General features: G+C 53.9%; 24 protein-coding genes. 8 read left to right on the top strand and 16 right to left on the bottom strand.

Annotation, left to right across the window (positions count from 1 at the left end; genetic code table 11):
- Window positions 1-143: 143 nt before the first annotated feature.
- Window positions 144-710 carry a D-glycero-beta-D-manno-heptose 1,7-bisphosphate 7-phosphatase gene (gene gmhB, locus JTA15_RS21675; RefSeq protein ID WP_059306864.1) on the bottom strand — a complete coding sequence of 189 codons (567 nt, stop codon included), beginning with the start codon at window positions 708-710 and terminating at the stop codon, window positions 144-146.
- Between the two features lie 188 nt (window positions 711-898).
- Between gmhB and metN the strand changes: the two genes are divergently transcribed.
- From metN to proS, 6 genes are all read left to right on the top strand, one after another.
- A complete protein-coding gene (gene metN / locus JTA15_RS21670) occupies window positions 899-1930 on the top strand; it encodes a methionine ABC transporter ATP-binding protein MetN (protein WP_014168731.1) in 1032 nt (343 codons plus the stop codon).
- Window positions 1923-2576 (top strand): methionine ABC transporter permease MetI, encoded by a 654-nt coding sequence (locus tag JTA15_RS21665; RefSeq protein WP_014168730.1) that lies wholly within the window; start codon window positions 1923-1925, stop codon window positions 2574-2576. The genes metN and JTA15_RS21665 overlap by 8 nt, the downstream gene beginning before the upstream one ends.
- A gap of 40 nt (window positions 2577-2616) precedes the next feature.
- Window positions 2617-3432: a methionine ABC transporter substrate-binding lipoprotein MetQ gene (gene metQ, locus JTA15_RS21660; RefSeq protein WP_014168729.1), complete on the top strand. Its 816-nt coding sequence runs from the start codon at window positions 2617-2619 to the stop codon at window positions 3430-3432.
- A gap of 106 nt (window positions 3433-3538) precedes the next feature.
- Window positions 3539-3943 carry an Rcs stress response system protein RcsF gene (gene rcsF, locus JTA15_RS21655; RefSeq protein WP_014168727.1) on the top strand — a complete coding sequence of 135 codons (405 nt, stop codon included), beginning with the start codon at window positions 3539-3541 and terminating at the stop codon, window positions 3941-3943.
- A complete protein-coding gene (gene tsaA / locus JTA15_RS21650) occupies window positions 3940-4644 on the top strand; it encodes a tRNA (N6-threonylcarbamoyladenosine(37)-N6)-methyltransferase TrmO (RefSeq protein WP_047743467.1) in 705 nt (234 codons plus the stop codon). The genes rcsF and tsaA overlap by 4 nt, the downstream gene beginning before the upstream one ends.
- Window positions 4645-4756: 112 nt before the next feature.
- The gene (gene proS / locus JTA15_RS21645; RefSeq protein WP_032681624.1) at window positions 4757-6475 is read left to right on the top strand and encodes a proline--tRNA ligase; all 1719 of its coding nucleotides are present in this window, start codon (window positions 4757-4759) and stop codon (window positions 6473-6475) included.
- A 53-nt stretch (window positions 6476-6528) separates the two neighbouring features.
- On the opposite strand, the gene nlpE is transcribed toward proS, so the two are convergent.
- The 3 genes from nlpE to JTA15_RS21630 are packed head-to-tail and all read right to left on the bottom strand — an operon-like array spanning window position 6529 to window position 8225.
- Window positions 6529-7227, bottom strand: coding sequence for an envelope stress response activation lipoprotein NlpE (gene nlpE, locus JTA15_RS21640; protein ID WP_032681625.1), 699 nt, complete (start codon window positions 7225-7227; stop codon window positions 6529-6531).
- Between the two features lie 33 nt (window positions 7228-7260).
- The gene (gene arfB / locus JTA15_RS21635) at window positions 7261-7683 is read right to left on the bottom strand and encodes an alternative ribosome rescue aminoacyl-tRNA hydrolase ArfB (protein WP_020882624.1); all 423 of its coding nucleotides are present in this window, start codon (window positions 7681-7683) and stop codon (window positions 7261-7263) included.
- Window positions 7680-8225, bottom strand: a complete 546-nt coding sequence (locus JTA15_RS21630) for a YaeQ family protein (RefSeq protein ID WP_014168722.1) — start codon at window positions 8223-8225, stop codon at window positions 7680-7682. Before JTA15_RS21630 ends, arfB begins: the two co-directional genes overlap by 4 nt.
- Before the next feature lie 196 nt (window positions 8226-8421).
- Here JTA15_RS21630 and JTA15_RS21625 point away from each other — a divergent pair, with 196 nt between their 5' ends.
- Together JTA15_RS21625 and rof are read left to right on the top strand one after the other, a co-directional pair.
- Complete coding sequence (locus JTA15_RS21625; RefSeq protein WP_014168721.1) at window positions 8422-8622, top strand: YaeP family protein; 201 nt, start codon at window positions 8422-8424, stop codon at window positions 8620-8622.
- Entirely contained in the window at window positions 8609-8869 is a 261-nt protein-coding gene (rof, locus tag JTA15_RS21620) for a Rho-binding antiterminator (protein ID WP_014168720.1), read from the top strand. Before JTA15_RS21625 ends, rof begins: the two co-directional genes overlap by 14 nt.
- Before the next feature lie 28 nt (window positions 8870-8897).
- Here rof and tilS read toward each other — a convergent pair whose 3' ends face one another.
- The 12 genes from tilS to bamA all read right to left on the bottom strand — a co-directional run bounded on the left by tilS (window position 8898) and on the right by bamA (window position 24578).
- Window positions 8898-10184 carry a tRNA lysidine(34) synthetase TilS gene (gene tilS / locus JTA15_RS21615; protein ID WP_040018669.1) on the bottom strand — a complete coding sequence of 429 codons (1287 nt, stop codon included), beginning with the start codon at window positions 10182-10184 and terminating at the stop codon, window positions 8898-8900.
- A 57-nt stretch (window positions 10185-10241) separates the two neighbouring features.
- Window positions 10242-10631, bottom strand: coding sequence for a VOC family protein (locus JTA15_RS21610; RefSeq protein WP_014168718.1), 390 nt, complete (start codon window positions 10629-10631; stop codon window positions 10242-10244).
- Window positions 10632-10696: 65 nt separating this feature from the next.
- The gene (locus JTA15_RS21605) at window positions 10697-12829 is read right to left on the bottom strand and encodes a lysine decarboxylase LdcC (protein ID WP_219372709.1); all 2133 of its coding nucleotides are present in this window, start codon (window positions 12827-12829) and stop codon (window positions 10697-10699) included.
- A 100-nt stretch (window positions 12830-12929) separates the two neighbouring features.
- On the bottom strand, window positions 12930-13889 hold the full coding sequence (gene accA, locus JTA15_RS21600) for an acetyl-CoA carboxylase carboxyl transferase subunit alpha (protein WP_014168716.1): 960 nt from the start codon (window positions 13887-13889) through the stop codon (window positions 12930-12932).
- Between the two features lie 12 nt (window positions 13890-13901).
- Window positions 13902-17384 carry a DNA polymerase III subunit alpha gene (gene dnaE / locus JTA15_RS21595; protein WP_219372708.1) on the bottom strand — a complete coding sequence of 1161 codons (3483 nt, stop codon included), beginning with the start codon at window positions 17382-17384 and terminating at the stop codon, window positions 13902-13904.
- 38 nt (window positions 17385-17422) lie between these two features.
- The gene (gene rnhB, locus JTA15_RS21590) at window positions 17423-18019 is read right to left on the bottom strand and encodes a ribonuclease HII (protein WP_014168714.1); all 597 of its coding nucleotides are present in this window, start codon (window positions 18017-18019) and stop codon (window positions 17423-17425) included.
- The gene (lpxB, locus tag JTA15_RS21585; RefSeq protein WP_020882621.1) at window positions 18016-19164 is read right to left on the bottom strand and encodes a lipid-A-disaccharide synthase; all 1149 of its coding nucleotides are present in this window, start codon (window positions 19162-19164) and stop codon (window positions 18016-18018) included. Before lpxB ends, rnhB begins: the two co-directional genes overlap by 4 nt.
- A complete protein-coding gene (gene lpxA, locus JTA15_RS21580; protein ID WP_020882620.1) occupies window positions 19164-19952 on the bottom strand; it encodes an acyl-ACP--UDP-N-acetylglucosamine O-acyltransferase in 789 nt (262 codons plus the stop codon). Before lpxA ends, lpxB begins: the two co-directional genes overlap by 1 nt.
- 3 nt (window positions 19953-19955) lie before the next feature.
- Window positions 19956-20411 carry a 3-hydroxyacyl-ACP dehydratase FabZ gene (fabZ, locus tag JTA15_RS21575; RefSeq protein WP_010426706.1) on the bottom strand — a complete coding sequence of 152 codons (456 nt, stop codon included), beginning with the start codon at window positions 20409-20411 and terminating at the stop codon, window positions 19956-19958.
- A 103-nt stretch (window positions 20412-20514) separates the two neighbouring features.
- Window positions 20515-21540 carry a UDP-3-O-(3-hydroxymyristoyl)glucosamine N-acyltransferase gene (gene lpxD / locus JTA15_RS21570; RefSeq protein WP_014168709.1) on the bottom strand — a complete coding sequence of 342 codons (1026 nt, stop codon included), beginning with the start codon at window positions 21538-21540 and terminating at the stop codon, window positions 20515-20517.
- Window positions 21541-21543: 3 nt separating this feature from the next.
- Window positions 21544-22038 carry a molecular chaperone Skp gene (gene skp, locus JTA15_RS21565; RefSeq protein WP_020882619.1) on the bottom strand — a complete coding sequence of 165 codons (495 nt, stop codon included), beginning with the start codon at window positions 22036-22038 and terminating at the stop codon, window positions 21544-21546.
- Between the two features lie 122 nt (window positions 22039-22160).
- A complete protein-coding gene (gene bamA / locus JTA15_RS21560) occupies window positions 22161-24578 on the bottom strand; it encodes an outer membrane protein assembly factor BamA (protein ID WP_014168707.1) in 2418 nt (805 codons plus the stop codon).
- Window positions 24579-24584: the final 6 nt, after the last annotated feature.

Raw genomic sequence — 24584 nt, 5'->3', positions numbered from 1 at the left:
TTTTTTCTCTTCAACCGACCGGGTTAACTGTGAAGTGATTCACATCTGCCGTGTCGATGGAGGCGCATTATAGGGTGCCGCCGAGGAATGACAAGCGGAAATATGCATTTTTATTTTGACCGCTCACCTTTTCACCAAAAAGGCTATTTTTGGTGCTTTTTAATCTCTTTTGGCAGATCTGCCAGGCTATTAATCACCCAATCCGCGGCACTCTCTGCTTCAGGCGTCACAGGTTTGCCGGTGCGCACAAGTATTTTAGTCCCCACACCTGCGGCGGTTGCTGCCTGCATATCTTCCAGTTTATCGCCCACCATATAAGAAGCAGCCATATCGATATGCAGGAATTCCTGCGCAGAGATAAACATTCCCGGATGCGGCTTGCGGCAATCACACGTCTGGCGAAACTCTTCTACAGTTCCCTGCGGGTGGTGCGGGCAATAGTAAATGCCATCAAGTTCGACACCGCGGTCAGCCAGCGACCAGTCCATCCATTCCGTCAGCGTCTCGAATTGCGCCTCGGTGAATTTTCCACGTGCGATGCCGGACTGGTTGGTCACGACCACCAGCGCATAGCCCATCTCTTTCAGCTGGCGCATAGCATCGATAACGCCCTCGATAAACTCGAACTCATCAATTTCGTGGACATAACCGTGATCCACATTAATAGTGCCATCACGATCGAGAAAAATTGCGGGTACTGATTTTGCCACCGGTTTGCTCCTGAAAAAGGCATGTACAGCTAGTATCTCATGAATCGCAGCGCAATAAAGTGCTCATCGTACAGAGTTGGATTGATTTAGACGTCTGGATGCCTTAACATCCGTTTTGTTTACGGTCATCACCCGTATCTGGCAGAAGAAAATGCCACGGCTAACTTACATACGATAAAAATAATCTAATGATTAAACTTTCCAATATCACCAAAGTGTTCCAGCAGGGGAACCGAACCATTCAGGCGCTGAACAATGTCAGCCTGCATGTTCCTGCTGGTCAAATTTATGGCGTCATTGGCGCATCGGGTGCAGGTAAAAGTACGCTGATCCGTTGTGTTAACCTGCTTGAGCGCCCAACCCAGGGTCGTGTAGAAGTAGGCGGGCAGGAACTGACCGCCCTTTCAGAGAAAGAACTGACGAAAGCACGCCGCCAGATTGGCATGATCTTCCAGCACTTTAACCTGCTGGCCTCCCGTACGGTGTTTGGCAACGTTGCCTTACCGCTGGAACTGGACAACACGCCAAAAGAAGAAGTTAAGCGTCGCGTAACCGAACTGCTGGATCTCGTCGGTCTGGGTGATAAACACGATAGCTACCCGGCAAACCTGTCCGGCGGACAAAAGCAGCGTGTGGCCATTGCCCGCGCGCTGGCAAGCAACCCGAAAGTGCTGCTGTGCGATGAAGCCACCAGCGCATTAGATCCCGCCACTACGCGTTCCATTCTGGAGCTGCTGAAGGACATCAACCGTCGCCTCGGCCTGACCATTCTCCTTATTACACATGAAATGGACGTGGTGAAACGCATCTGTGATTGCGTCGCGGTAATCAGCAACGGTGAGTTGATTGAGCAAGACACGGTCAGCGAAGTGTTTTCCCATCCGAAAACACCACTGGCACAACAGTTTATTCAGTCCACGCTGCACCTGGATATTCCGGAAGATTATCTGGAGCGTTTAAAAACAGAATCGACCGCTGACAGCGTCCCGATGCTGCGTATGGAGTTCACTGGCCAGTCCGTCGATGCACCGCTGCTGTCCGAAACCGCGCGCCGCTTTAATGTGAATAACAACATCATCAGCGCGCAAATGGATTACGCCGGTGGCGTGAAGTTCGGCATCATGCTGACGGAAATGCACGGCACACAAGCAGAAACCCAGGCGGCAATTGCCTGGCTGCAAGAACATCACGTAAAAGTAGAGGTACTGGGTTATGTCTGAGCCGATGATGTGGCTGCTGGTTCGCGGCGTTTGGGAAACGCTGGCAATGACCTTTGTATCAGGCTTCTTTGGTTTTGTGATTGGTCTGCCGGTCGGCGTGCTGCTGTATGTGACGCGCCCGGGACAAATCATTGAGAACGCGAAGCTGTATCGCACCCTGTCTGCACTGGTGAATATCTTCCGTTCTATCCCGTTCATTATTCTGCTGGTGTGGATGATTCCATTTACCCGTGTGATCGTGGGAACGTCTATCGGTTTGCAGGCAGCTATCGTTCCGCTGACCGTGGGAGCTGCGCCGTTTATCGCCCGTATGGTGGAAAACGCCCTGCTGGAAATCCCGACCGGTTTGATCGAGGCTTCCCGCGCGATGGGGGCAACGCCAATGCAGATCGTGCGTAAAGTCCTGCTGCCTGAAGCGCTGCCAGGGCTGGTTAACGCGGCAACCATTACGTTGATTACTCTGGTGGGTTATTCCGCGATGGGCGGTGCCGTTGGCGCCGGCGGTTTAGGCCAGATTGGCTACCAGTACGGCTATATTGGTTATAACGCTACCGTAATGAATACCGTTCTGGTATTGCTGGTTGTGCTGGTTTACTTAATCCAGTTCTCTGGCGATCGCATCGTCCGGACTGTTACTCACAAATAACGTTACACACAACACAAACTCGACGAGTTAAGGATATAACATGGCGTTTAAATTAAAGACCTTTGCAGCGGTAGGCGCGCTGATCGGCTCTCTGGCACTGGTGGGTTGCGGTCAGGACGAAAAAGATCCAAACCACATCAAAGTGGGCGTTATCGTGGGTGCAGAACAGCAGGTTGCTGAAGTCGCGCAGAAAGTCGCGAAAGAGAAGTATGGTCTGGACGTTGAGCTGGTGACCTTTAACGATTACGTTCTGCCGAACGAAGCGCTGAGCAAAGGCGATATCGACGCCAACGCCTTCCAGCACAAACCTTACCTGGATCAGCAGATCAAGGATCGCGGCTATAAACTGGTGGGTGTGGGTAACACCTTTGTTTACCCTATTGCCGGTTACTCCAAGAAAATTAAATCTCTGGACGAACTGCAGCCAGGCTCTCAGGTTGCCGTCCCTAACGACCCAACCAACCTTGGCCGTTCCCTGCTGCTGCTGCAGAAAGTGGGCCTGATTAAGCTGAAAGACGGTGTTGGCCTGCTGCCAACCGTTCTGGATGTCACCGAGAATCCGAAAAATCTGAAAATTGTTGAGCTGGAAGCCCCACAGCTGCCACGTTCTCTCGACGACGCGCAGATTGCCCTGGCCGTTATCAACACCACGTACGCCAGCCAGATTGGCCTGACGCCAGCGAAAGACGGTATCTTCGTTGAAGACAAAGACTCCCCGTATGTAAACCTGATCGTGACTCGCGAAGACAACAAAGATGCGGAAAACGTGAAGAAGTTCGTACAGGCTTATCAGTCTGACGAAGTTTACCAGGAAGCCAACAAAGTGTTTAACGGCGGCGCTGTTAAGGGCTGGTAATCTCACCTCAGTGTAATATCATCAAGACGGGCTTATGCCCGTCTTGTCATTTGTGCAGTCAACTGATTCAATATCTGACGTTTTGATTATCCATTGAGGAATTATTATGCGTGCTTTACCGATCTGTCTTTTAGCACTCATGCTGAGCGGCTGTTCTATGCTAAGCAGATCTCCTGTTGAACCTGTCCAAAGCACGGCAACCCCGCCAAAAGCAGAACCCGTAAAACCGAAAGCGCCTCGCCCTGCGCCGGTTCGCATTATTACCAAAGCTGACGAACTCGTGGGTAAACCTTTCCGTGAACTGGGTGAAGTAAGCGGCGAATCCTGTCAGGCTACCAATCAGGACTCTCCACCGAATATCCCAACAGCGCGTAAACGCATGCAGATCAACGCGGCAAAAATGAAAGCCAACGCGGTTCTGCTGCATAGCTGCGAAGTGACCAGTGGAACACCGGGTTGCTACCGTCAGGCGGTTTGCATCGGCTCGGCGCTGAACATTACGGCGAAATGAGTTCATTTCAGTTCGAACAGATAGGCGTTATTCGCTCTCCCTATAAAGAGAAGTTCGCCGTGCCACGCCAGCCAGGTCTGGTCACCAGCGGTGGCGAGCTTCACTTGATCGCGCCCTACAATCAGGCCGATGCCGTACGCGGGCTCGAAGCATTCAGCCACTTATGGGTTGTGTTTGTGTTTCACCAGACGATGGAAGGTGGCTGGCGTCCGACCGTACGCCCTCCTCGCCTGGGAGGCAACGCCAGGATGGGGGTGTTTGCGACGCGCTCAACCTTCCGTCCAAACCCTGTCGGGATGTCGCTGGTCGAACTGAAAGGTATACGCTGTCAAAAGGATCAGGTCATACTGGAGTTAGGCAGCCTTGACCTGGTTGATGGCACGCCGGTTATCGATATCAAGCCGTATCTCCCCTTTGCCGAAGCGTTACCCGACGCCCGCGCAAGCTATGCCCAGGAAGCACCGCAGGCAGATATGCCTGTTCACTTCACGGCTGAGATAACCACGCAGCTTGAGCAGTTGGAAACACGCTATCCCCGCCTTCGTGACTTTATCACCGAAGTGCTGGCTCAGGACCCCCGTCCGGCCTATCGTAAAGAAGAGGACGCCGGGAAAACCTACGCCGTCTGGCTGCTGGATTTTAACGTTCGCTGGCGCGTGACCGGGGCAGGTTTTGAAGTGTTTGCCCTTGAACCCAGGTAATTTTGTCCTCCTCTCTTTTGGCATCTTTGCCACACTGGTAAACTAAACCACTTTTTTTGTCTCAGGCTGGTGTTTCAGCCTGTTCCAATCGTCGAAATGGAACCGTAACAACATGCGTACTAGCCAATATCTGCTCTCCACTCTGAAGGAGACGCCTGCCGACGCCGAAGTGATCAGCCATCAGCTGATGCTGCGCGCCGGGATGATCCGCAAGCTGGCCTCCGGGTTATATACCTGGCTGCCGACCGGCGTGCGCGTCCTGAAAAAAGTCGAAAACATCGTGCGTGAAGAGATGAACAACGCCGGTGCTATCGAGGTGTCCATGCCTGTGGTTCAGCCCGCTGACCTGTGGCAGGAGAGCGGCCGTTGGGAGCAATATGGCCCTGAGCTGCTGCGTTTCGTTGATCGTGGCGAGCGTCCATTCGTCCTCGGCCCAACGCATGAAGAAGTCATTACCGACCTGATTCGTAATGAGCTGAGCTCTTACAAACAGCTGCCGCTGAACTTCTTCCAGATCCAGACCAAGTTCCGTGATGAAGTTCGCCCACGTTTCGGCGTCATGCGCTCACGCGAATTCCTGATGAAAGATGCTTACTCTTTCCATACGTCTCAGGAATCGCTGCAAGAGACCTACGACAAAATGTACGAGGCTTACAGCAAAATCTTCTCCCGTATGGGTCTGGATTTCCGTGCTGTGCAGGCTGATACCGGTTCTATCGGCGGAAGCGCGTCTCATGAGTTCCAGGTTCTGGCTCAGAGCGGTGAAGACGATGTGATCTTCTCTGACTCTTCTGATTACGCCGCGAACATCGAGTTTGCAGAAGCGCTGGCCCCTAAAGCGCCACGTGCTGCTGCAACGGAAGAGATGAAGCTGGTTGATACACCTCACGCAAAAACCATTGCTGAGCTGGTTGAGCAGTTCAACCTGCCCGTCGAAAAAACGGTAAAAACCCTGCTGGTGAAATCCACCGAAGGTAGCGCGTACCCGCTGGTTGCCCTGCTGGTGCGTGGCGATCACGAACTGAACGAAGTGAAAGCTGAGAAGCTGCCTCAGGTTGCCAGCCCGCTGACGTTCGCAACGGAAGCGGAAATCCGTGCCGTCGTGAATGCAGGTCCAGGCTCTCTGGGCCCGGTGGATATGCCGGTTCCGGTGGTTATTGACCGTACGGTAGCCGCAATGAGCGACTTCGCCGCTGGCGCTAACATCGACGGTAAACATTACTTCGGCATCAACTGGGATCGCGATGTCGCGACGCCGGAAGTGGCTGATATCCGTAACGTGGTGGCAGGCGATCCGAGCCCGGACGGCCAGGGCACCCTGATGATCAAACGCGGTATCGAAGTGGGCCACATCTTCCAGCTGGGGGATAAATATTCCCGCGCGCTGAATGCCGCCGTTCAGGGGGAAGATGGCCGCAACCAGATCCTGACCATGGGTTGCTACGGTATCGGTGTGACGCGTGTGGTTGCAGCCGCCATTGAGCAAAACTACGACGAACGTGGCATCGTCTGGCCAGACAATATCGCCCCGTTCCAGGTGGCTATTCTGCCAATGAACATGCACAAGTCTTACCGTGTGCAGGAGCTGGCCGAAAAACTTTACTCCGAGCTGCGCGCTCAGGGTATCGAAGTGCTGATGGATGACCGTAAAGAGCGTCCAGGCGTGATGTTTGCCGATATGGAACTGATCGGTATCCCGCACACCGTAGTCATCGGCGACCGTAACCTCGACAGCGACGACATTGAATACAAATACCGTCGCAGTGGTGAAAAGCAGATGATCAAGACTGGCGACATTCTTGATTACCTGGTGAAAGCCATCAAAGGTTAACGTTCAACAAAAAACCCCGCTCAGGCGGGGTTTTTTAATGGGCCGATATCGGCTTATTTGCTGTTACAGTCTTTGCCCGCAACAAACTTCGCGTCTTTATCTGTCACCAGCGTTTTCACCAGCTCTCCGCTGTCCGGGTTCGGCTCCAGCGTAAAGTGACCATCTACCGTCAGCAGGACAGGCTTGCTGTCATTGCCGCGCGCAACAGCGTAATCACGCTCCAGCTGCGCATTGTTCGCCACGCTGATTTTCTTGCCGGTGGCGCAGTCGGTAAAGATCGCCGCATCCGCCATATAGAAATACATCCCACGCATTGGCATTGGCGTTGCAGGCAGGGCCGCTTTCACCGGGGCCAGCGTATAGTTGAACTGGGACTCAATCGGATTGCCTTCGCGGTCGAGCATCTCCATCCCTTCACCTTTGGCGCGGAAATAGGTTTTCTCACCGGTGGTATCCGTCAGTACCAGCTTCTCAGCCGTACGCGCCCATGTCCCGTAGGACGCAAAGGAAGATGGTTCTTTCGCCCCCTGATAACGCTGGTTCATAACCCAGGTACCGTCTTTCTGCAGGAACAGTGACGTTTCAATGCCCTCGCAGTCGGCACACGGTAAAACGCCGCGCCAGCTCTGCTGCATTGGTTTTAACTCTTCATTCTGCGCAGGCTGCACGACCTGCGTTTCAGAACGGTTGTTACACCCGAAAAGCGCAAACAGCGTACTCACTGCCAGCGCTGACAATAATGCTTTTTTCACAATGAATTCCTTATGAAATTGTGTTCCTTTTCGTCACTCCGTAGGGCGACGAACTTTACCGCGTAGTGCTTTCACTGTGGATTTTTGGGCCTTCGACGATAGCCGACGCTCTTTCGATGCGCGGGTCGGTCGCGTTGCCCGACGGCTTTTTTGCACTGCCGTTAATTCTTTAATCATCGACACCAGTCTGGCAATCGCCGCTTCGCGGTTCAACTCCTGGCTGCGGTACTCCTGCGCTTTAATCACAATCACGCCATCACTGGTGATCAGGTGATGGCTGGCAGCGAGCAGGCTTTCTTTGTAATACTCTGGCAGGCTGGAGGCCCGAATGTCAAAGCGCAAATGGATAGCCGTTGAAGCCTTGTTAACGTGCTGTCCACCCGCCCCCTGAGCACGGATGGCGGTGATCTCCAGCTCATTGTCAGGGATACTAACGTTTCGGGACAAGACAATCATGGCGCTGGCTGCCACGCCGTCAAATGAATTTCCAGATTATTCTGAGAATCAGAAAGCCAGATAGCACCGTCCTGAATTGTGGCCTGCAGGACCATCGTCCGGCTGGCAAACTCGCTGAGCTTCGCCAGCTGCTCATCGTCCAGATACCAGACGGTAAGGTTGGCAAACTGCCCGCACTTGCTCTTGCTTTGCTGCCACCAGATTTCCGCAGCACGTTGATTATACGCGAATAACGCCACGTTAGCGGACTGCGTGCAGGCCTTTTTAATGCGACGCTCATCCGGCAGACCGAGTTCAATCCATAAATCGATACCCAGATGATCGTTGTGCAGCCAGGCCTCTGGCTCGTCCTCAGCGCTTAAGCCCCGGCTAAATTGCAGACGCTCGTCAGCATACTTTATCCACGCCAGCAGGCGCAGCATCATGCGCTCCTGGGTTTCAGAGGGGTGGCGTGCCAGAGTGAGTGACGCATCCAGGAACTGGTTGCGGTCAAGATCTGCCACATTGACCACAGCTTTATAAATTGTCGCTTTCAGCGCCATGAGAGAACTCCTTTCGAATCAGGCGCACATTGTAGCGAAAAAGGAATAAAAAGGCTGTTCCTGGGTGAACATTCACCGGCTATCAAGGCGCTGATATTGCTTAAATGAGTATGGTATAGTCACCTTGCTAAACCGAGTTTATCTTCGTAGGCTTAATGATATCTCACAGTAAGTCAGTGCGCTGGCGGGAGGGGATGTGAATAATTATTGTGAGTTAATTCGCAAACGGTATGCGGAAATCGCCAGCGGAGATCTGGGGTATGTCCCGGACGCGTTGGGCTGTGTATTGAAAGTGCTTAATGAAGTGGCCTCTGATGAGGGCCTTTCAGAATCGGTCAGGGAAAAAGCAGCGTATGCTGCGGCGAATTTACTGGTGAGCGATTATGTCAATGAATGAAACTTATCAACCCATCAATTGTGATGACTATGACAACCTCGAACTCGCCTGCCAGCATCATTTAATACTGACGCTGGAGCTAAAAGATGGCGAAGTGTTGAAGGCAAAAGCCAGCGACCTGGTTTCGCGAAAGAATGTGGAATATCTGATAGTGGAAGATGCCGGGGCGACGCGTGAGCTACGTCTGGACAAAATTGCCAGCTTCAGCCACCCGCAAATCGGCACCGTTGTGGTGAGCGAATCCTGATGACACTAACGGGCAGCCCGGCTGCCCGTTACGCTTTCCACTCAAACTGCACGCCCGTTTCTGCCCACCCCTCTTGCGTAATGAATACCCCCGCAGCAGCAATCAGCGTTTCACCGTAGAAAAGTAGCGGCGTGGTATCGCGTCGCCAGGGCGGCACATTGCTCTCCTGCCAGATTTTCTTCAGCTTCCGCCCTCCGTTGCGCCCGACAATATGCAGCAGACCGCCCGCCTTAAAGCGCACGGTGACCGGCTCCCCGGGTTCAGGCAGACGCACATGGCCGGTTGGCACCAAAGACACACGACCGGCATCACAGGGCAACAGTAGCGGTTCCGCAAGCGACGGCCAGTCAAGCACCCTGTCGGCGAGCGAGGGGGATGATTTAACCCACCAGAGCGCCCCTTTATAGCGTCTGACGTCGAAACCGTTCAGGTGCACACACGGCGTAGCATCTTCCCGTGCCAGGGCGACTTCATCCCAGAGACGAGCCAGCATTGCCCGCGACGGCATAGCGGCACCGTGAGAGGCCAGCCAGCGTCGTAACAATGCGGCCCGACGCGCCGGGCTCATCGCTTCCAGCGGTGCGATGGTAAGCGATCCCTGCGCGGTAATCAGTTCCGCCAGCTCTTCGCTCAGCAGCTCATCCAGCAGACTCTCCTGTTCAGCGCACAGCATGGCGCTGCGTGCTGCCGCTTCTGCAAAGTGCGGCCAGCGCTCGCTCAGAAGCGGTACGACACGCAGACGCAGGAAGTTACGGTCATAGCGGTCATCCTGGTTGCTTTCATCTTCAATCCAGCTCAGCCCGTGTTCCCGTGCCCACGTTTCCAGCGAGGCTCGCGTCTCGCCAAGCAGTGGGCGAAGGAGGTGCGATCCGGCGAAATCAGCCCGTTCTGGCATCGCGGATAACCCCGCCGGGCCGCTTCCTCGTTTGAGGGCCAGTAATAACGTCTCGCACTGGTCATCGAGATGCTGCGCCGTGACCAGCGCTTCGTCAGGCTGTAATTCAGCGGCAAAAGCGGCATAGCGTGCTTTACGCGCCTGCGCCTCAATGCCCAGCCCCTCATCATGGAGATGTACACGTTCAACAGTCAGCGGGATCGTCCATGCTGCACACACCGCCTCGCAGTGTGCCACCCACGCATCCGCGTGCGGGCTTAACCCGTGATGAATGTGCATCGCCCGAAGCTGAATATCAGGCTCGTTGTCACGCCAGAGTTTGAGACGGTGGAGCAGAACGGTGGAATCCAGGCCACCGCTAAACCCCACCAGCAGCTGGCGGTACGGTGAAACGGCTTGAGCAATCGCGGGTAGGGTCATAGAAAATCACACATAAAAATGCCCGAACTGAGCGGGCATTATCACACAGGGTGGAAATTACTGCTGGTAAAGCTCCAGCGGAAGGCCATCCGGATCGTTGAAAAAGGTAAAACGCTTGTCGGTGAACGGATCGATACGAATCGCTTCGCACTTCACGCCGTGGGTCTCCAGATGTTTTACGGCGCGATCAATGTCGTCGACGCTAAAGGCAAGGTGGCGCAGGCCGCAGGCTTCCGGGCGGGACGGACGTGCTGGCGGAAAAGGAAAAGAGAACAGCTCAATCACATATTGCCCGTTTAAAGCGAGATCGCCTTTCCAGGAGTCACGCTCCTCACGGTAAGCCTCGCTTAACAACGTAAAGCCCAGAATATCGCAGTAGAAGGCCTTACTTTTTGCGTAATCGGTGGCAATGATCGCAATATGGTGAACCTGTTTTAAACCCAGCATAGCTTCTCCTTTTTATGATGCCTGAACGTTACAACCGACAACCCGGGCCTGGCAAGCTGTCGCCCTTATTTTAGGACTCGCACCCAGTAACCCCCTTGCTCATCGCGCTTCGCCCCGTGAATATCAGTCTCAAAGCCTGGATAGTGGCGCCCCACTGAGCAGAGCATCAGCAGAAAATCGAGCACCGCCCGACTCTCTTCGGTGATCATCTCCCCCGGCATCAACAACGGTACGCCCGGCGGATAAGGCAGGATCATGTTAGCCGACACGCGCCCGACCAGATTTTCCAGCTCAACGGTTTCAACCTCCCCTTTCACCTGACGTTGCCAGGCCTTGTGTGGGGTCAACTTCATCTCCGGTAGCACGTCAAACGCCTGCAGCATCAGGCGCGGCAGATCGTGCTGACGGATCAGCCGATGGATCCCCTGGGCCAGATCCTGAATGCGCATATTGCGGTAGAAGTCAGGATCTTCAGCATAAAGATCCGGCAGCATATTTTTCACCCGCAGGTTGAGATCGTAAGCGCGCTTAAACTCCATCAGTCCGCGCAATAAGCCCATCGCACGGGTTTTATCAATCCCAATACTGAACAGGAACAAGAGGTTATAAGGGCCGGTTTTCTCCACCACTACGCCACGTTCATCAAGGAATTTTGCCACCAGAGCAGCAGGAATGCCTTCGTCACTCATCGTGCCCTGTTCGTCCATCCCCGGCGTCAGGATCGTTACCTTCACCGGGTCGAGGAACATATGGTCGGCGTCGGCATCGCGAAAACCGTGCCAGCTCTCGCCGGGTGAGACAGGCCAGCACTCGGCCTCATCAATCTCTTCGGGTTGCCAGATATCGAAGAACCAGCCGTCCGCTTCATCTTTCAGCCGCTGAACTTCTTTACGGAAATGCAGCGCCCGCTCTACAGACCGATTGATCAGACGCTTGCCCGGATTCCCGCGCAGCATTGCCGCCGCCGTTTCAATAGAGGCCACCAGCGGATAGCTTGGCGAGGTGGTGGTGTGCATCATAAAGGCTTCGTTAAACGTCTCTTCGTCGTACTCGCCTTTGATGTGAATAAGCGAGGCCTGAGAAAACGCGGCCAGCATTTTGTGCGTCGACTGCGTTTCGAAAAACACTTTGCCCGGCACGCGCTCACCGCTCATGCCGCTTTTTCCCGCGTAAATCGGATGAAAGTTGGTGTATGGCACCCACGCGGAGTCAAAGTGGATCGACGGCACATCCAGCGCCTGCTTAATCCAGTTGGTGTTATAGAGCAGACCGTCATAGGTGGAGTTAGTGATGACCGCGTGGATCGGCCAGCTTGCCCCCGGGATCGCCGCGACCTTATGTTCAATCGCGGCGTGGCTAAATTCACGACGCGGGATCCCGCCGAGGATCCCAAGCGCGTTTCGCGTCGGGGAGAGCCATAACGGTACAACATCGCTCATCATCAGCAGATGAGCCAGCGACTTGTGGCAGTTACGGTCAATCAGCAAGGTGCTGCCGGCGGGTGCGGCGTACATTCCGACGATTTTGTTTGATGTCGAGGTGCCGTTGGTCACCATATAACTCTGCTCGGCACCAAAAGTCCGGGCAATGTATTCTTCAGCTTCCAGGTGCGGTCCGGTGTGATCGAGCAGCGATCCAAGTTCTGTGACGGAAATCGACACGTCCGCTTTAAGCGTGTTGCCCCCGAAGAAATCATAGAACAAACAACCCACCGGGCTTTTTTGATAGGCCGTCCCGGCCATATGGCCTGGCGTGCAGAAGGTGTATTTGCCTTCTTTGACGTAAGTAAACAGCGCGCGGGTAAACGGTGGCGTGATGTTATCGAGATATTCACCGGTGTACTGCTGAATACGGGTCGCAATATCTTCCGCGACACCGAGTGAGTATTCAAAGAACCACAGCGCCATTCGCATATCATGAGCGCTCACGTCCATTGTCGAGTGGGTATTAATAAAAGCGTACAGCGGGAGATATTCGTTCAGCTTATTGATATCGCTGCACAACTCCATGTCGTACTCGTCCCAGTCGAAGATCACGCCACAGATGCGAGGGTTGTGCTCGATAAATTTCAGCAGGTCGGCGCTATTGTGCGGCCAAATCAACTGGTACCCGCGGGACTGAAGGGCGTGCTCCAGCTCCTTAATGGGCTCGTCTTTATAAAAGACGCCGTGCGGCCCCATAATGGCGATGATGTTCACGGTTTACCTCCTTGAAAAACATTAGCTAAGCATAGTTAAGGTAAACGGCAGGCATAAAAAAAGCCGCAACAATGTGCGGCTTTTAGGATAATTGTGAAGCTTACGCGTAACCGTAGGTCATCAGACGCTGGTAACGACGGTTGAGTAGATCTTCTGTGCTCAGGACATCCAGGTCCGCCAGGTCTGCCAGCAGCTGCGCTTTCAGGGAAGCCGCCATCACTTCCGGCTTACGATGCGCGCCACCCAGAGGTTCAGGGATCACGGAGTCGATCAGCTTCAGCTCTTTCAGACGTGGGGCAATGATGCCCATCGCTTCTGCAGCCAGAGGCGCTTTATCGGCGCTCTTCCACAGAATAGAGGCACAACCTTCCGGGGAGATAACGGAATAGGTGCTGTACTGCAGCATATTCACTTTATCGCCCACGCCAATCGCCAGCGCACCACCGGAACCCCCTTCACCGATAACGGTACAGATGACCGGCACCTTCAGGCGAGACATCTCGCGAAGGTTACGCGCGATGGCTTCTGACTGGCCACGCTCTTCCGCGCCCACGCCAGGATACGCACCCGGGGTGTCGATGAAGGTGATGATTGGCATCTTGAAACGCTCAGCCATCTCCATCAGACGCAGGGCTTTACGATAGCCTTCTGGTGCCGGCATACCAAAGTTACGACGAATTTTCTCTTTGGTTTCACGGCCTTTCTGATGACCAATGATCATCACCGGGCGCCCGTCCAGACGTGCGATGCCGCCGACGATAGCTTTGTCGTCAGCGTAAGCGCGATCGCCTGCCAGTTCGTCAAATTCGTCAAACGCCAGGCGGACATAATCCAGGGTGTACGGACGCTGTGGATGACGCGCCAGCTGGGCGATCTGCCATGCGCCGAGATCGGCAAAGATTTTGCGCGTCAGTTCTACGCTTTTCTCACGCAGACGATGCACTTCTTCATCGATGTTAATATCCAGTTTTTCATCCTGACGGCTTACCGCTGTCAGAGAATCGATTTTCGCTTCCAGCTCAGCAATCGGCTGTTCGAAATCAAGGAAATTCAGACTCATAGTATTCCTGTATTAGTCAAACTCCAGTTCCACCTGCTCCGAACCAATGAGGCCACGGAGATCGTTAAGTAAACGATCGCTCGGAGAGACACGCCACGTTGCACCAAAGCGCAACCGCGCACGTGCATCCGCCCTCTGATAGTAGAGATGTACTGGAATTGTCCCCGAGCGGTGGGGTTCCAGAGACTGACGGAGTCGGTTTAAAAGCTGGTCATCAATTTGCCTGTCCGTCAGCGAGATAGCAAGCCCGCGAGCATATTTTTCCCGGGCTTCGTCAATGTCCATCACTTCGCGGGCGGTCATTTTAAGCCCCCCACTGAAGTCATCAAAGCTGACCTGTCCGCTGACGATAAGTATGCGGTCTTTTTCCAGCAAATGCTGGTATTTATCCAGCGCGTCGGTGAACAACATCACCTCCAGACGCCCGGAACGGTCATCCAACGTACAGATGCCGATACGATTGCCGCGCTTGGTGACCATAACCCTTGCAGCAATCACGAGCCCCGCAGCCGTGGTGATTTTACCACGTTCTGTCGGATGCATGTCTTTCAGCCTGTAGCCTCCGACATAGCGCTCAATTTCTTTGATGTACTGGGTGATGGGGTGCCCCGTCAGGTATAAGCCTAACGTTTCACGCTCTCCATCCAGCACCACCTGTTCTGGCCACGGCTGGCAGCTGGCATAAGACTGCTCTATCTGCTCTGGCTCTTCCGCCAGTACGCCAAACATATCCGCCTGACCGATTGCTTCCGCTTTGGCGTGCTGATCAGCCGCTTTCAGCGCATCGCCGAGAGAGTTCATCAGCGCGGCGCGATGCGGCCCCAGCCTGTCGAACGCGCCGGACATGATCAGTTTTTCGAGCACGCGGCGGTTCAGTTTTTTGGTGTCCGTACGGGCGCAAAGATCGAACAACTCGCGGAAATAACCGCCGTTGTTACGCGCTTCGAGGATCGCCTCAATCGGGCCTTCACCCACGCCTTTGATCGCGCCAATCCCGTAAACAATTTCCCCGTGCTCGTTGACGTGGAAATGATAGAGACCGGAGTTGATATCCGGCGGCAGGATCTTAAGCCCCATGCGCCAGCACTCATCGACCAGGCCAACCACCTTCTCGGTGTTGTCCATATCGGCAGTCATAACCGCCGCCATAAATTCTGCAGGATAGTGCGCTTTCAGCCACAGCGTCTGGTAAGAGACCAAAGCATAGGCAGCAGAGTGAGATTTGTTAAATCCGTACCCGGCGAATTTCTCTACCAGGTCAAAGATTTTGATCGCCAGCTCGCCATCAATACCGTTTTTTCTTGCGCCTTCTTCGAAAGTGCCGCGCTGCTTGGCCATCTCTTCCGGCTTTTTCTTACCCATCGCACGACGCAGCATGTCCGCGCCGCCAAGGGTGTAGCCAGAGAGCACCTGGGCAATCTGCATAACCTGTTCCTGGTACAGGATAATGCCGTAGGTTGGCTCCAGAACGGGCTTCAGGCACTCGTGCTGCCACTGTACATCCGGATAGGAAATCTCTTCACGCCCGTGCTTACGGTCGATAAAGTTATCTACCATCCCTGACTGTAGCGGGCCCGGTCGGAACAGCGCCACCAGTGCGATCATATCTTCGAAGCAGTCAGGCTGCAGGCGCTTAATCAAATCTTTCATGCCGCGGGATTCAAGCTGGAAGACGGCGGTGGTCTCCGAGCGCTGCAGCATGTCGAAACTTTTCTTATCATCAAGCGGGATGGCCGCGATATCCAGCGGCGGCTCGCCATTCTTCTCGCGACGGGCGTTGATCATCTTCAGCGCCCAGTTGATGATGGTGAGCGTACGCAGACCGAGGAAGTCAAACTTCACCAGCCCGGCGTATTCGACGTCGTTCTTGTCAAACTGGGTGACCGGATGCTGGCCCGCTTCATCGCAGTATAGCGGCGCAAAATCGGTGATTTTGGTCGGCGCGATAACCACCCCACCCGCATGCTTACCGGCGTTACGCGTGACGCCTTCCAGCTTACGGGCCATGTCGATCAGCGCTTTAACTTCTTCATCGGCTTCGTAGATTTCTGGCAGCTGTGGTTCAGCTTCAAACGCTTTTGCCAGCGTCATACCTGGGTCAGGCGGCACCAGTTTAGAGATACGATCGACAAAACCGTACGGATGCCCCAGTACACGGCCAACGTCGCGAATAACCGCTTTCGCTGCCATCGTACCGAAGGTAATAATCTGCGATACCGCGTCGCGGCCGTACATGTCCGCCACGTGTTCAATAACCTGGTCGCGTTTCTCCATGCAGAAGTCGACGTCGAAGTCGGGCATCGAGACACGTTCCGGGTTAAGGAAACGTTCGAACAGCAGGTCAAATTCCAGCGGGTCGAGGTCGGTAATTTTGAGTGCATAGGCCACCAGCGAGCCCGCACCGGAGCCACGCCCCGGTCCAACCGGTACGCCGTTATCCTTCGACCACTGGATAAACTCCATAACGATCAGGAAGTAGCCCGGGAAACCCATCTGGTTGATCACCTGGAGTTCAATATCCAGGCGCTCGTCATATTCTGGTCGACGTTTTTTACGCTCGTCTTCATCCGGGAAGAGGAATTCCAGACGCTCTTCGAGGCCTTCTTTCGACTTCATGACCAGGAAGTCTTCCGTGGTCATGTCCCCGGTCGGGAACTGCGGCAGGAAGTATTCGCCAAGGCGCACGGTGACGTTACAGCGTTTGGCTATCTCAACGCTGTTCTCCAGCGCTTCCGGGATATCGGAGAAGAGTTCGCACATCTCCTCTTCATTGCGCATGTACTGCTGAGTCGAGTAGTTGCGCGGACGTTTCGGATCGTCAAGCGTGAAGCCATCATGGATCGCGACGCGAATCTCATGCGCGTCAAAATCGCCAGGCTCAAGGAAACGCACGTCATTGGTTGCCACCACGGGCAGGCCGCGTTCTTCAGCCAGCGCAACCGCGGCGTGCAGGTAACTCTCTTCGTCCTGCCGACCGGTGCGGATCAGCTCAAGGTAGTAACGATCCGGGAAATGTTCTTCATAGAACGACACGCACTGATCCACCAGCGCACTGTTGCCACGCAGCAGACATTTGCCGACATCACCCATACGGCCGCCGGAGATCAGCAGCAGCCCGTCGTTCAGCTCAGCCAGCCAGTCCCGGTCGATCCACGGCCCCAGTGCGCCATAGCCGCGCTGATAGGCTTTGGAGATAAGCAGAGTCAGGTTTTGATACCCTACGTTATTCATCGCTAACACGGAGATTTGCGTCAATTCATCGCCAATAAGATCGCTTTGGACGTGAAAATCCGCGCCAACGATGGGTTTCATCCCCGCGCCATGTGCCGCTCCGTAGAACTTCACCAGGCCACACAGGTTGGTAAAATCGGTGATCGCCAGCGCAGGCATGCCAAGCGAGGCCGCCTTTTTTACCAGCGGCCCGGTCTTCGCCAGCCCATCGATCATGGAGTAGTCGCTATGCACCCGCAGGTGTACGAAACGTGGTTCAGCCATCTTCAGATTCCGCGTTACTTAATTGCTTGCGTATTGATTCAGGACACCAGTCCCAGCGCGCGTTTCACCGGGCCAAAGCTGCGTCGGTGATGTTCAGTTGCGCCATGTTCAGCCAGCCTTTCCAGATGAAAGGCCGTTGGATAACCCTTATGCTGGGCGAAGCCATACTGAGGGTAAGTGAGGTCCAGCGCGGCCATTTCGGCATCACGCGTCACTTTGGCAATGATTGAAGCCGCACTGATTTCTGCGACCCGGCTATCGCCTTTCACCACCGCCATTGACGGCATCGGCAATGCAGGGCAGCGGTTTCCGTCAATCAGGACATACTCCGGGGTAATTTTCAGACCCGCCACTGCACGCTGCATCGCCAGCATAGTGGCATGCAAAATATTGAGTTCGTCGATCTCATGCGGCTCTGCACGCCCCAGGCTCCAGGCCAGTGCCTTTTCCTGAATCTCACTAAACAGCGCCAGACGGCGCTTTTCAGACAATTTTTTAGAGTCGTTTAACCCGATAATCGGGCGAGCAGGATCGAGGATCACCGCAGCGGTCACCACTGCACCCACTAACGGGCCACGACCGACTTCGTCCACACCCGCCACGAGGTGGGTGTGAGGATAAATAAATTCCATCATTTTGCTAACTCCAGCACCGCTTCAGCCGCTTGTTCATCGGCATTACAGCGGATCTGCTGATGCAGTTCGCGGAACGTATCATGCATCTGGTGGCTGGTTTTGCCGTCGGCCAGTAGCGGTAACAACGCATCGGCCAGCGCCTGCGGCTCGCACTCATCCTGCAGAAGCTCTTTCACCAGCTCGCGCCCGGCAAGCAGGTTTGGCAGAGAGACATAGTCCGTTTTCACCAGACGTTTCGCCAGCCAGAAGGTGAACGGCTTCATGCGATAGCCTACCACCATCGGGCACTTCGCCAGCATACACTCCAGCGCAGCGGTGCCCGAGGCCAACAGTGCGGCGTCGCTTGCGACCATCGCCTCACGGCCCTTCCCGTCCAGCAGATGAACATGGAGATCCGGAGCAACCTCCGCCTTGATGCGCTCAAACTGCTCGCGACGTTTTGCATTCACCAGCGGCACAACCACTTCGAGGTCAGGATAGGTCTTGCGAAGGATTTGCGCCGTTTTCAGGAAGTCCGCGCTGAGCATCTCGACTTCTGCACCACGGCTACCGGGCAGCAGTGCCAGACAGTGCGCATCATGAGGAATACCCAGCACATCGCGCGCCGCGTTTTTATCCGGATCCAGCGGCATTGCATCCGCCATGGTATGACCGATAAAACGGCACGGGACATTAAATTTGTCGTAAAACGCTTTTTCGAAAGGCAGAAAAGCCAGCACCAGGTTGGTTGACCGTCCGATTTTGAAAACGCGTTTCTGTCGCCACGCCCAGACGGACGGACTGACATAATGAATGGTTTTGATGCCCTTCTGCTTCAGATTCCCTTCGAGGGTAATGTTGAAATCCGGTGCATCGATACCGACAAACACATCGGGTTTGAGTTCGGTAAAGCGACGGGTGAGATCGGCACGAATGTGCAGCAGACGGCGCAGGCGACCCAGCACCTCAACGATACCCATCACAGCCAGCTCTTCCATTTCATACCAGGCTTCACAGCCTTCGGCCTGCATCAACGGGCCAGCAACGCCTACAAAGCGCGCATTGGGTACCCGGGCCTTGAGCGCACGGATAAGACCTGCACCAAGAATATCGCCGGAGGTTTCTCCGGCGACCAGGGCTATCGTAAGCGGACGACTGTCGACCATTAACGAATCAGACCCCTTGTGGAACGGTCAAAGAACGTCATGAACTCGTTCACTTCAGGGTGCTTCTCCGCCAGCTCGGCAATTTCCGGCTTCGCCTCTTCCAGCGTTTTACCGCTACGGTACAACAGTTTGTACGCGTTGCGGATTGCAGTAATCGCTTCGCGACTAAAGCCACGACGCTTGAGGCCTTCGATGTTCACGCCAAACGGCGTGGCATGGTTACCCTGCGCAATGACGAACGGTGGGACATCCTGCGCCACACCGGAGCATCCGCCGACCATCACGTGTGCACCAATGATGCAGAACTGATGGACTGCGGTCATGCCGCCAATAATTGCGAAATCATCTACCGATACGTGTCCTGCCAGCGTTGCGTTGTTGGCAAGAATACAGCGGTTACCTACCGTACAGTCGTGCGCGATATGCGCATTAACCATAAACAGGTTGTCGCTGCCCACCTTCGTCAATCCACCACCCTGTACTGTTCCACGATGAATGGTGACGCTTTCGCGAATGCGGTTACGATCGCCGATTTCCAGACGGGTCGACTCACCAGCATATTTAAGATCCTGGTTTACTTCGCCGATGGAAGCGAACTGATAGATCTCGTTATTGCAGCCAATAGTCGTATGACCATTCACGACAACGTGAGATTTCAGTACTGTACCCTCACCAATTTCGACATGGGGTCCAACAATACAAAATGGGCCAATATGGACGTTAGCACCAATAATGGCACCGACTTCCACAATGGCGGTAGGATGAATAAAGGCGGATTTATCAATCACGTATCAAGACTCCCGGCTACGAGCACACATCATAGTCGCTTCGCAAACAACTTTGCCGTCAACCAGAGCTACGCCTTTGAAGCGAGTCAGGCCGCGACGCGTTTTTTCAAAAGTGACTTCCATGATCATCTGATCACCAGGCACGACAGGACGCTTGAAGCGCGCTTCATCGATACCCGCGAAGTAGTACAGCTCACCCGGCTCCAGTTTGCCCACGCTTTTAAACGCAAGAATACCGGTAGCCTGTGCCATCGCTTCCAGAATCAACACACCCGGGAAGATAGGTTTACCCGGGAAGTGTCCCTGGAAGAACGGCTCGTTCACGGAAACATTTTTCACTGCGCGCAGAAAACGACCTTCTTCAAAATCCAGCACACGGTCTACCAGCAAAAACGGGTAGCGGTGCGGCAGAAGTTCTAAAATCTCTTCAATATGCAGAGTATGAGTGTCAGTAGTCAAAATACTCTTCCTGTCAAAATGTACTGATAAAAATAATAACACGGCCTGCCGGTTTATAAGAAAGCCGACAGGCCGGGGAATATAGCATTAAACGGATGAACGCTTAGTCTTGTTGATCGATTTTGCGCTCAAGAGACTTGAGTCGCTTGCTCATATCATCAATATTCATCACCAGAGCAGCTGTTTTACGCCATACCTTGTTGGGTTGCAGCGGGATGCCAGAGGAATAGACGCCAGGTTCGGTGATAGGACGCATTACCATGCCCATTCCTGTCACGGTCACCTTGTCGCATATTTCCATATGGCCATTAATCACGCTCGCACCGCCGATCATGCAGTAACGGCCAATTTTCAGGCTGCCCGCCATGATAACGCCACCCGCAACCGCGGTATTGTCGCCAATCACAACGTTATGCGCAATCTGGCACTGATTATCGATGATAACACCATTGCCAATAATCGTATCGTCAAGTGCACCACGGTCAATGGTGGTACAAGCACCGATCTCAACACGATCGCCGATAATCACGCGACCAAGCTGTGGGATCTTAACCCAATTACCACGATCGTTAGCGTAGCCAAAGCCATCAGAACCAATCACTGTGCTGGACTGAATGAGGCAATTTTCGCCAATTTCTACTTCATGGTAAACAGACACGTTGGCCCATAAACGGGTCCCGGCGCCGATTTTCGTATTTTTCCCAACGAAGCAACCTGGGCCAATGACAACATTATCGCCCAGCACCACGCCAGATTCGATAACGGCATTTGCGCCAACTGCCACGTTGTGACCAAGCTGAGCCGTCGGATCAATCGCTGCACTGGCAGCAATGTCCTGCGCCGGCTGCGGCGTGGAATCAAGAATTTGTGCCATGCGTGCATACGTCAGGTAGGGATTTTTCACTACCAACGCGCTTCCAGTGGCAAACGGAAGATCGTCCTGCGTCAGAACAACAGCTGACGCCTGGCATTGAGCCAGTTGCTCACGGTACTTAGGGCTTACCATGAAGGTAATAGTGCCGGCTTTAGCAGATTGCATGGACGCAACAGCGGTGATGACGAGATCGCCATCACCGTGTAATTCTGCATCCAACTGCTGAGCTAAATCAGCCAGTCGAATTGAAGGCATTACTTATTTAACCTGTTTCAGAACATCAGCGGTGATGTCTTTAACATCGCTGCTGTTGAAAGCAACGGCATTCGCATCAACAACCAGATCGATGCTCTGATCGGCAGCAACTGCTTTAACAGCAGTCTGAATGCGAGTCACCAGCTTGCCACGCTCTTCGTTAGAACGACGCTGACGATCCTGCTCGAAAGCCTGCGCTTTCTGGGAGAACGTCTGACGCTGAGCCATTACGTCTTTTTCCAGCTTGCTACGGTCGCTCGCTTTCATGGTAGAACCATCACGCTGCAGACGCTGCATTTTGGACTGAAGATCGTTTTCCATACCCTGCAGTTCGCTTGCACGGCCTTTGAATTCGTTTTCCAGCGTCGCAGAAACACCTGTTTTCTGTGCAACCTGCTGGAACAAATTACCCATGTTGACGATTGCAATTTTGTCTGCTGCCTGAGCAGAGGTTGCCATCGCTAAACCGAGACCTGCAGCTAATAACCACTTTTTCACAATTAACTCCTTACCATCCCATTGGCACCAGAAGGTACCGTTCTTTGCGTGGCAAGGCGATCGTGTTACCGATCGCCAGTTGTCAGCGCTACACTGCCAACGCATTCCATTGCAGCGGATTATTACCAGGTTTTACCAATGTTAAACTGGAATTGCTCCGCTTTGTCTCCATCGTATTTCTTAAACGGCTGGGCGTAAGAGAAGACCAACGGCCCCAGCGGTGACATCCATTGTAATGCGATACCTGCAGACATGCGAATATTGCTCGGATCGCTGTAGTCTGGTACGCCTGCCGCACGCATCTGGGCAGTATTCTCCCAGTTGGTATCCCATACAGTACCGGCATCCCAGAAGATGGATGTACGGACTGAATTTGCGTATTTATCACTGATGAACGGCGTTGGTGTGATGAACTCCAGGCTGGCAACGGCCATGGCGTTACCGCCCACCGCATCATCAGAGCTACAGACTTCAGAAGACGACGATTTATTACAGTTATCGGTGTCGTTACCGCCGTAATAGACCGCTTTCGGACCAATGTTGTTGGACTGGAAGCCACGGACGGTGCTGGAACCACCGGCGTAGAAGTTCTCATAGAATGGCAGTTCTTTGCCACCTAAACCATCGCCATAGCCCCAACGGGTACGACCCAGGACGACCCACTTGTGGTCGTCATCAATTGGGAAGTAGGACGCGGTGTCCAGCGTTACCTTGTAGAACTCGTTATCAGAACCCGGAACGGTCACTTTACCGTTCAGGTTGACACGAGAACCTTCCGTCGGGAAGTAACCACGGTCGAGACGGTTATAGGTCCAGCCATAGTTGAAGGTGAAGTCATCAGCAGCAAAGCCGTTGTTGTCCCCATTTTTACTGGTTGACTGACCAATAGAGTCCAGATAACGCCACATCGCCACCTGCGGTTGCATGTTGGACAGGTCGTTATGCACATAACCTAAACCAGCGCGCAGCGAGTTGTATTCGTTAACCGGGAAGCCGAGCGTGCCATCTACACCGTAGCTCTTGTTGGTGTAAGAGGACAGATCCGCGTCATCTGCTTTAAAGTCGTTATAGAAGATACGACCGCCCAGGCTCACACCATCTACGGTGAAGTATGGGTTGGTAACAGAGAACTCAGAGTATGTCTGGTAGTCGTTTTTGGTACCGTTGATACCTACGGAGTAACCCGTACCCAGCCAGTTATCCTGCTGTACGCCGACCTGGAAGCTGACGCCACTTTCAGTACCGTAGCCCACACCGAAGTTAAAGCTACCGGTGTTACGCTCTTTGACTTTATAAACGACATCAACCTGATCCGGGCTGCCTGGAACACGCTGGGTATCGGTATCAACCGTTTCGAAATAGCCCAGACGGTTCAGACGCTCTTTACCCTGGTCAACAAGGTCGCTACCTAACCATGCGCCTTCCATCTGACGCATCTCGCGACGCAGGACGGAATCTTTGGAGGTGTCGTTACCTTCGAAGCGGATCTTACGCACGTAGAAACGGTTACCCGCATCAACGTTAACGTGAAGCTTCACAGTTTTATCCGCGTCGTTGATTTCAGGCTGAGTTTGTACACGCGGATAAGCATAACCATAGCGGCCGAGCAGCTTCTTAATGCTGTCTTCCATTTTGGTCACTTTAGACCCGCTATACAGCTCGCCCGGCTGAATTTTGGTCAGCGATTCGATCTCAGCAGAATGGCCTGCCAGGTTACCACTCACGTCAACACCAGAAAGTTTGTACTGATCGCCTTCTGTGATGTTAATCGTAATGTAGATGCCTTTCTTGTCTGGCGTCAGACTGACCTGAGTCGAGTCGATGTTGAAACGGGCATAACCGCGATCCAGATAGTAGCTGCGCAGGGTTTCAAGGTCGCCCGCCAGTTTCTGCTTCTGGTATTTACGATCGCCCACCACGTTCCACCATGGCACTTCGTCGCGCAGCTGGAACGTAGAGATCAGTTCATCGGTGCTGAACGCGTGGTTACCCACGATGTTGATCTGCTGGATCTTCGCAGAAACACCTTCCTGGAAGACCAGTTTCAGGTCAACACGGTTACGTGGCAACGGCGTCACAACCGCTTTCACGCTGGCACTGTATTTACCCACGCTGTAATAGAAGTCTTCCAGACCTTTTTCTATGTCTGAAAGGGTTGTGCGGTCCAGGGATTCCCCCACACGTACGCCAGATGCTTCAAGGTTCTGCTTGAGCATGTCATCTTTCACCGACTTGTTACCGGAGAAGGTGATACTGGCGATCGTCGGACGTTCTTTTACCTGAACCAGAAGCGTATCACCATCGCGCAGGACGCGGACATCCTCGAAGTTGCCAGTGGCAAACAGAGCACGGATGGTGTTACTGATGTCATCATCATTAACCGTATCGCCGGGGCGCACAGGCATACTGAGGAGGGCCGCACCAACGGCGACACGCTGAAGGCCTTCGAAATGAATGTCTTTCACTACGAACCCGTCAGCACCGTATACGGTGGCGCTGCTAAACAGCAGCGACGCTATGAGCAACTTTTTCATCGCCATCGTTAT

The organism is Enterobacter sp. BIDMC 29, assembly GCF_019378755.1.
Taxonomy (GTDB): Bacteria; Pseudomonadota; Gammaproteobacteria; order Enterobacterales; family Enterobacteriaceae; genus Enterobacter; species Enterobacter ludwigii.
This window is presented reverse-complemented; position numbering and strand designations above follow the sequence as displayed.